Here is a 7,341-nt window from a genome sequence, read left to right as displayed (position 1 = left end):
GGGAGGCCCTGCGGGGCCGGCTCACGGAGGCCGCCGCCGGCGGCCCCAGCAACAACAGCGGCCAGCTGCTGGCCCTCGACGGCCTCCACGCCTCCCGCCGCAGCGACCTGCTGCTGGGGCTGCTGGAGCAGTTCGACCGGCTGCGCCAGCGCCTGCTGCAGGACGATCCCCGCGGCGAGCAGCTGGAGCGCCTCTGGAGGGAACTCCAGCCCGAGCTGCGCCAGCAGGCCCTGCGCTCCATGGCCGGGTCCTACGTGCAGCTGCCGATGGAGGGCCGGTTGTGCCCGGTGGCCGAGACCCTGCTGCACCGCAGCAGCCTCGATGCCGATGACCTCGAGCTGCCGGACCCCGCCGCCATGCTCAGCCCGCTGCTGCAGGCCCGTCCCCTGCTGGTGGATGGCCGCCTGGTGGCGGCGGATGAGCCCCAGGCGGTCCTGTACCTGGAGCTGCTGCTCAGCAATTGGCTGGTGCGCAGTGCCGAGCTGATCAGCGCCGAGGTGCTGGCGGCCTGCGCCGAGTGGCCCGAACTGCGCCGCTACCTGCTGCGCCCCGAGCTGCTCGCCACCCGCAACCTGGAACGGCTGCGCAACCAACTCAACGCCCAGCAGCGCTGGACCAGCTGGTTCGAGCGCCCCATCCACCTCTACGAGAGCCGGCGTCCCCTGTTCCGATTGGGCGACGGCGCTATCGACTGCGTGGATCTCACCGAGCCCCGCGATGCCGAGTTGCGCCAGCTGGGCTGGGTCCAGCAGGCGGTCACCCTGGCCCTGGAGGCCCGCGATGCCCTCGGCCCGCAGCTCCGCAGCCTGCTCAAACGCCTTGGCGACCTGCTGGTCGTGTTGCTCACCCAGGTGCTCGGCCGGGCGATCGGCCTGGTGGGCCGCGGCATCGTGCAGGGGATGGGCCGCAGTCTCAACCGCAGCTGAGGCGGCTGGGCACCACGGCACAATGAGCCCACCCGCCCGTTCCCCCTTGCCCCGTTCGCGCTCCCGGCCCCTCGCCGGCCTCTGGGCCCTGCTGCTGACCGTGGTGCTGGGGCTGTTCTGGGCCCCGGGCGAGGCGGCGGCCAGCCTCGAGAACGACCGCTACGACGGCAACATCTTCGCCCTCTACGCCGGTAACGGCTCCCTGGTGCCACCCCGCAGCAGCCTGGCCCAGTCCCTTGAGGAGCACCGGGTGGCGGTGCTCGTCTATTACCTCGACGACAGCAGCGTCAGCAAGCAGTTCTCCCCGGTGGTGTCGGAGCTGCAGCGGGTCTGGGGCAATGCCGTCGATCTGATCCCCCTGGTTACCGATCCGCTCCAGAACCGGCCCGATGGCGGCGTGGCCGATCCGGCCCATTACTGGGACGGACTGATTCCCCAGGTGGTGGTGATCGACGGCTCCGGCCGTGTCGTCTTCGATCGCCATGGCCAGGTGAGCGTCGATGCCATCAACACGGCCGTGAGCGACGCCACCGGCATCCCGATGGCGCCTGGTTCGGGCAACAGCGCCACCTTGAGCTTCAACGAACTCAACAGCGAAGTGGTGGCGTCTCGCTGATGCCGGCCACCCGCACCGAAACCGACAGCCTCGGCCCGGTGGAGGTGCCGGCCGAGCACTACTGGGGCGCCCAGACCCAGCGCTCCCTGCGCAACTTCCCCTTCGGCGCGCCGATGCCGATCGCGGTGGTCCACGCCTTCGGCCAGCTCAAGGCCGCCTGCGCCGAGGTGAACACCGCCCGGGGCGTGCTGCCGTCCCATCTGGCGGCGCTGATTGTCACGGCGGCCGAGCAGGTCAGCCAGGGCCAGCTCGACGCTGAGTTCCCGCTGCGGGTCTGGCAGACCGGCTCGGGCACCCAGACCAACATGAACGTCAACGAGGTGATCGCCAACCGGGCGATCGCCGCCGCCGGTGGGGTGCTTGGCAGCAAGGTGCCGGTGCACCCGAACGACCACGTCAACCTCAGCCAGTCGAGCAACGACACCTTCCCCACCGCCATGCACATGGCGGTGGCGATCGAGCTGCACGGGCGGTTGATCCCCAGCCTGGAGGCCCTGATCGACGCCCTGCGCCAGAAGGCGGAGGCCTACACCGGCCTGATCAAGATCGGTCGCACCCACCTGCAGGATGCGGTGCCCCTGAGCCTGGGCCAGGAGTTCGGTGGCTACGCCTCCCAGCTGGAACTGGGACTGGCGGGCCTGCGCGCCACCCTGCCCCAGGTGCTGCAACTGGCCATCGGCGGCACGGCCGTGGGCACCGGGCTCAATGCCCCGACGGGCTTCGGTGAGGCGGTGGCCACCCGGCTGAGCGAGCGCATCGGCCTGCCCTTCACCAGTGCCCCCGACAAGTTCCAGGCCCTGGCGGGCCAGGAGGGGCTGGCGGCGGCCCACGGGGCGCTCACCGTGCTGGCGGGCAGCCTGATGAAGATCGCCAACGACATCCGCTGGCTGGCCAGCGGGCCCCGCTGCGGCCTCGGTGAACTGGTGCTGCCGGAGAATGAGCCGGGCTCCAGCATCATGCCCGGCAAGGTGAATCCCACCCAGTGCGAGAGCCTCACCATGGTGGCCGTGCAGGTGATGGGCAACAACACCGCCGTCCAGATGGCGGCCAGTCAGGGGAACTTCGAGCTGAACGTGTTCAAGCCCCTGATCGCCCACAACCTCCTGGAGAGCATCGACCTGCTGGCGGGGAGCTGCGGCACGTTCCGCGAGCTCTGCATCGAGGGCCTGCGCGCCGATGTCGCCCACATCGAAGCCCAGCGGGATCGCAGCCTGATGCTGGTGACGGCCCTGACCCCGGCGATCGGCTACGACCGGGCCTGCGCCATCGCCCGCCATGCCCACGAGCACCGGCTCAGCCTGCGGGAAGCGGCCCTGGTGCTGGGGGAGATCAGCGGCGAGGAGTTCGACCGCCTCGTCAGGCCCGAGCAGATGGTCTGAGGCTGATGGGCTGAGGTTGATGGGCTGAGGTTGACCGGCCTGGAGCGTTCCGGTTGATTTTTTGTGGATCGTCCGTAAGATCTCCGAAATACCCCACGGTGAGGTCCCTGAGTTGCGTCCCTGATTTGCGTCCCCGAGGACGTTCTTCGGTTTCAGTATCAACTTCAGGACGCCCTTCATTGGGCAGGCTCGCCTCCATGTGGACCGGTCTTCCTTCCGGGTGACGAAGAAGGGGATCCTTACGACTGAGATGTCCCAGAGACTCTGCCCCGCTCCCCCTCCCCTGTGTGCCCGCGACGTGCTCCGCCGCGTCCGGCTGGGCATCGGCTTGGCGTCGGGGTTCACGATGATCGAACTGATGATCGTGGTGGCCATCGTGGGCATCCTCAGCGCCGTCGCCCTGCCCCAGTACCGGCGAGCCATGGCCGTGGCAGAAGCCTCCACCAGCATCCTGGAGGCGGTGGCCTTCGCTGAACAGTGCGCCGTGGCGCACAGGTCCGGGCTGCACGTGGTGGTGGCCCAGCCCGGGGGTGGGCCCACCCGGAACTGCAACGGCACCGCGATCCGGCTGCTCAACAGCCGCCGCTGGACAGGAGATGCCCAAGGAACGTTGTGCTTCGGGGTTCCTGCCGCGGTCGGCGATCGCCGGGCCATCCTGCGGGTCAGCATGGATGGAACCACCATCACCTGCAGCTTCTCCAGCTGAAGGGTTCCAGCTCTGGAAGGTCCCGTCGGCTTCGTTGTCGATGCGCCGCTCAGAGCAGATTGGCGGCCAGCTCGGCCAGTTCGGAGCGTTCCCCCCGCATCAGGGTGATGTGGCCGGAGAGCAGCTGGCCCTTGAAGCGTTCCACCAACCAGGTGAGTCCGTTGCTCTCCGCATCCACGTAGGGATTGTCGATCTGGTAAGGGTCACCGGTGAGCACGATCTTGGTGCCTTCCCCCACCCGGGTGACGATCGTCTTCACCTCATGGGGGGTGAGGTTCTGGGCCTCGTCCACCACCATGAACTGGCGAGGGATCGAGCGGCCGCGGATGTAGCTGATTGCCTCCACTTCCAGCAGGCCCATGCCCTTGAGGTCGCTCCAGTTGCTGCGGGGTGGGCGGTGCCCCCCCCGGACGGGCTGGCCCTCGTCGCCACCGAGCAGGAAGTCGAGGTTGTCGACGATCGGTTGCATCCAGGGCGCCATCTTCTCCTCGAGATCACCAGGCAGGAAGCCCATCTCCTTGCCCAGGGAGATCACCGGGCGGGTCACGAGCAGCCGTTCGTAGAGGTGCTCGTCGGCCACCTGGTGCAGACCCGCCGCCAGAGCGAGCAGGGTCTTACCGGTGCCGGCCTTGCCCACCAGGGTCACCAGGGCCACCGCCGGATCGAGCAGCAGATCGAGGGCGAAGGACTGCTCCCGGTTGCGGGGCTGGATGCGGCCCATCTTGGCCTTGGGTGACTTCTGCAGCGGCTGCAGGGTGCCGGTGCGGCCGTTGTAGCGGGCCAGCAGGGTGTGGGCCGGCTGGGCCAGATCCACCAGGGTCACCCCCTCGTTCGCCTGCAGCGGCGCCACGGGAAGCGGCTGCTCCGGGATGGCGTCCGCCGGCAGGCCGTCGCCGGCCTTGACCCGGTCCATCAGGTCGGCGCCCATCCAGCGCTCGCAGAACCCCGGGTAGAGGTCGGCCATGTCCACCTTGTCGGTGGTGTAGTCCTGGGCGATCAGGCCCACTGCATCGGCCTTGATGCGCAGGTTGGTGTCCTTGGTGACGAGCACCACGGGTGGCTGGCTGCCGACCACCTCCTGCAGGCGCTGCTCCAGGGCCACGGCCAGGATGTTGTTGTCGCCGTTGCCCGCCTTCAGCTCAGGGGGCAGCTGGCGCAGGGTCTCGCTGCGGCAGAACACCACCTTCAGGGTGCCGCCGCTGAGGTCGTCGATCGGCACCCCCTCGGCCAGGTTGCCCTTCTCGCGCAGCTGGTCGAGCAGCCGCGATACCTGGCGCGCATTACGACCCTTCTCGGAGGGGTCCCGCTTGAAGCGGTCGATCTCCTCGACCACCTCGATCGGGATCACCACCTGGTTGTCCTCGAACCGGTTCAGCGCCTGGGGGTCATGCAGCAACACGTTGGTGTCGAGCACGAAGGTCTTGCGCATGCCTGTGACCTGCCGGTTCCATGGGGCCGAAGCTAGGTCCGCGGGCGCATCTACGCTCCGGCCGGACATTCCCCGACGTATCGGCTTGCCGTTCCCCCTTTCCTGCCTGCTGGTTCTGCTGCTGCTCCTCGGCCTGGGGCTGGTGGTGCTCGAACTGCGCCACCGTCTGCGGCCCGCCTCCCCTCTGCAGCTGCTGCCGGGGGCCTTCCAGGTGCGACGCCGGGCCCAGGGCCTTGAGATCACCGGCGAGATCCGGATCCGCAACCCCCACCCCCGCATGGAGGTGATGGTGCCGGAGATCACCCTGGTGCCCACCCTGCTGGGCCGCAGTGACGTCAGCCAGGTGCGCCACGAGCTGCGCATCACGCCGCTGCACCCCGACGAGGAGGCACGCCCGGATGGCTACTGGGCCGCCTACATCGTCAAGGGCCGCAAGACCACCGCCGCCCACATCCGCCTCAACCTCACCGCGCCCGGCGGCCTGGATCTGGAGAGCGTGCTCGACACCCTCTGGATGGACATCCACTGGGTGAACTACGGGCCCTTCGGTCGGCTGCAGCGGCGCCAGGGGATCCTGCTGCCGCTGCAGAAACCGGAGCCGGGCGACCCGTCCGCCCCGGGCTGGCGCGACGGGGAACGCTGCCGGGTGCTGCCGGTGCGCACCCACCTGCTCGGGGTGCTTGACGATCCGCTGGAGGTGCTGCAGCGCTACACCGCCGGGCTGCTGCAGCCGGGTGACGTGCTCACCATCGGTGAGACGCCCCTGGCGGTGATCCAGGGGCGCTACCACCATCCCTCGACGGTGGAGCCCTCCTTCCTGGCCCGCCTGCTGTGCCGGGTGTTCCACCCCACCAGCTCCCTGGCCACGGCCTGCGGCCTGCAGAGCCTGATCGACGTGTCCGGCCCGGCGCGGGTGCTGGGTGCCTGGGTACTGGGCACCGCCCTGAAGCTGGTGGGCAGCAAGGGCTGGTTCTATCGGTTGGCCGGCGAGCAGGCCCGCCTGATCGACGACATCACCGGCACCACGCCCCCCTACGACCAGACGATCGTGCTCGGCCCGGACCAGCCGGCCGCCTGGTGCGAGCGGATGGCGGCGGCCCTGGGGGTGGCGGTGGCGGTGGTGGACGTCAACGACCTGGGGCGGGTGAAGGTGCTGGCGGCCAGCGGCGGCACCGATGAAGCCTTGCTGATGCGGGCCCTGCGCCCCAATCCCGCCGGCAACGCCAACGAGCGCACGCCTCTGGTGCTGGTGCGTCCCACGTAGAATTTCTGAACGACGTTCCTTTCTCCACCGTCGCCTGCCGTGCCAGTGCCTGCCGTGCCAGTGCCTGCCCAGGGCAGAACCTCCCCCACCTGGACGGTGGAGCCGCTGCAGGGTTGGCACCTGCCCCTGCTGGATGACCCCGCCTTCCTGCCGCTGCAGCCGCTCCTGCAGCGCTCCCTGCTGCTGGCCCTGCCGGAGCAGTTGCTGACGGCGGTGACCAGCCGCCGCCAGGGGGGCGCCCAGGTGCTGGTGGCCCTGCAGCGCCAGGGGCTCACCCGCCAGCTGGCCCTGGGTCTGATCGTCTGCCGCCGGCTCAACCGCAGCGGCACCTGCTGGCAGGTGCAGCACCTGCGCCTGGCCCTGGCCGCCACGGAGGGGTCGGCTCTGACCGGGGATCTGCTGCGCCAGGCCATCGGCCGGGTGAAGGGCGCCGCCAGCTGGATCGCCACCGCCTCCAGCCTTGACACCCCCCGGCTGGCCACCCTGCGGGAGCAGGGTTTCCAGCCCCAGCGCACCGATCGCCTCTGGCGCTGGCAGATCCCCGCCGACCGCGCCGCCCCCGCCGCTCCTGCCGATCTGCAGCTGCGCCCGCTCAACCGCCGCACCGCTCCGTTGCTGTGGCACCTGGAGCAGGCCACCTGCCCGGCCCACCTGCGTCAGCTCCAGGACCGCCGCATCGAAGACCTCCTCGACCAGAGCCGCAGCCGGGGCTGGATGCTGGTGGATGCGGTCCGCAACGAAGCGGTGGCCGGCGTGCGCCTGCTCGATGAGCACCCCGGCGGCGGCCAGGCGGTGGAGCTGAGTGTTCACCCGGGCTGGGGCCACCTGCTCGGCAACGCGGCCGAGTCGTTGCTGCACCGCATCGGCCACGGCGGCGGCAGCCTCTGGCTGCGCTGTGAGGTGGGCGACGGCGAGCGCCAGCGCTGGCTCCAGGCCCTGGGGGCCGAGGCCCACGGCGAGGAGGTCCTCATGGCCCGCAGCGTCTGGCGGCGGCAGGAGGGCCAGCCGGCCAAGCGGGCGG

Annotated in this window: 7 protein-coding genes; 6 read left to right on the top strand and 1 reads right to left on the bottom strand. The window is 70.1% G+C overall.

What is annotated here, in order from left to right:
* The 4 genes from VB737_RS04595 to VB737_RS04580 all read left to right on the top strand — a co-directional run.
* The coding region (locus tag VB737_RS04595) for a DUF3685 domain-containing protein (protein ID WP_500311521.1) at window positions 1-926 on the top strand (926 nt) is incomplete at its 5' end.
* 22 nt (window positions 927-948) lie between these two features.
* Window positions 949-1,542 (top strand): thylakoid membrane photosystem I accumulation factor, encoded by a 594-nt coding sequence (locus VB737_RS04590; protein ID WP_500311520.1) that lies wholly within the window; start codon window positions 949-951, stop codon window positions 1,540-1,542.
* A complete protein-coding gene (gene fumC / locus VB737_RS04585) occupies window positions 1,539-2,921 on the top strand; it encodes a class II fumarate hydratase (RefSeq protein ID WP_500311523.1) in 1,383 nt (460 codons plus the stop codon). The genes VB737_RS04590 and fumC overlap by 4 nt, the downstream gene beginning before the upstream one ends.
* A 298-nt stretch (window positions 2,922-3,219) precedes the next feature.
* Window positions 3,220-3,627 (top strand): type IV pilin protein, encoded by a 408-nt coding sequence (locus tag VB737_RS04580; RefSeq protein WP_500311518.1) that lies wholly within the window; start codon window positions 3,220-3,222, stop codon window positions 3,625-3,627.
* A gap of 49 nt (window positions 3,628-3,676) precedes the next feature.
* Here VB737_RS04580 and VB737_RS04575 read toward each other — a convergent pair whose 3' ends face one another.
* Window positions 3,677-5,056, bottom strand: a complete 1,380-nt coding sequence (locus tag VB737_RS04575) for a PhoH family protein (protein ID WP_500311516.1) — start codon at window positions 5,054-5,056, stop codon at window positions 3,677-3,679.
* A gap of 85 nt (window positions 5,057-5,141) precedes the next feature.
* Between VB737_RS04575 and VB737_RS04570 the strand changes: the two genes are divergently transcribed.
* Window positions 5,142-6,320, top strand: coding sequence for a F420-0:Gamma-glutamyl ligase (locus VB737_RS04570; RefSeq protein WP_500311514.1), 1,179 nt, complete (start codon window positions 5,142-5,144; stop codon window positions 6,318-6,320).
* A gap of 54 nt (window positions 6,321-6,374) precedes the next feature.
* On the top strand, window positions 6,375-7,341 hold a 967-nt coding region (locus tag VB737_RS04565; RefSeq protein WP_500311512.1), incomplete at its 3' end, for a hypothetical protein.

The sequence above is a fragment of the Synechococcus sp. BA-120 BA3 genome, assembly GCF_034931285.1.
Classification (GTDB): domain Bacteria; phylum Cyanobacteriota; class Cyanobacteriia; order PCC-6307; family Cyanobiaceae; genus Cyanobium.
Note: the sequence above shows the minus strand (reverse complement) of the source record. Positions and strands in the feature narration are given on the sequence as shown.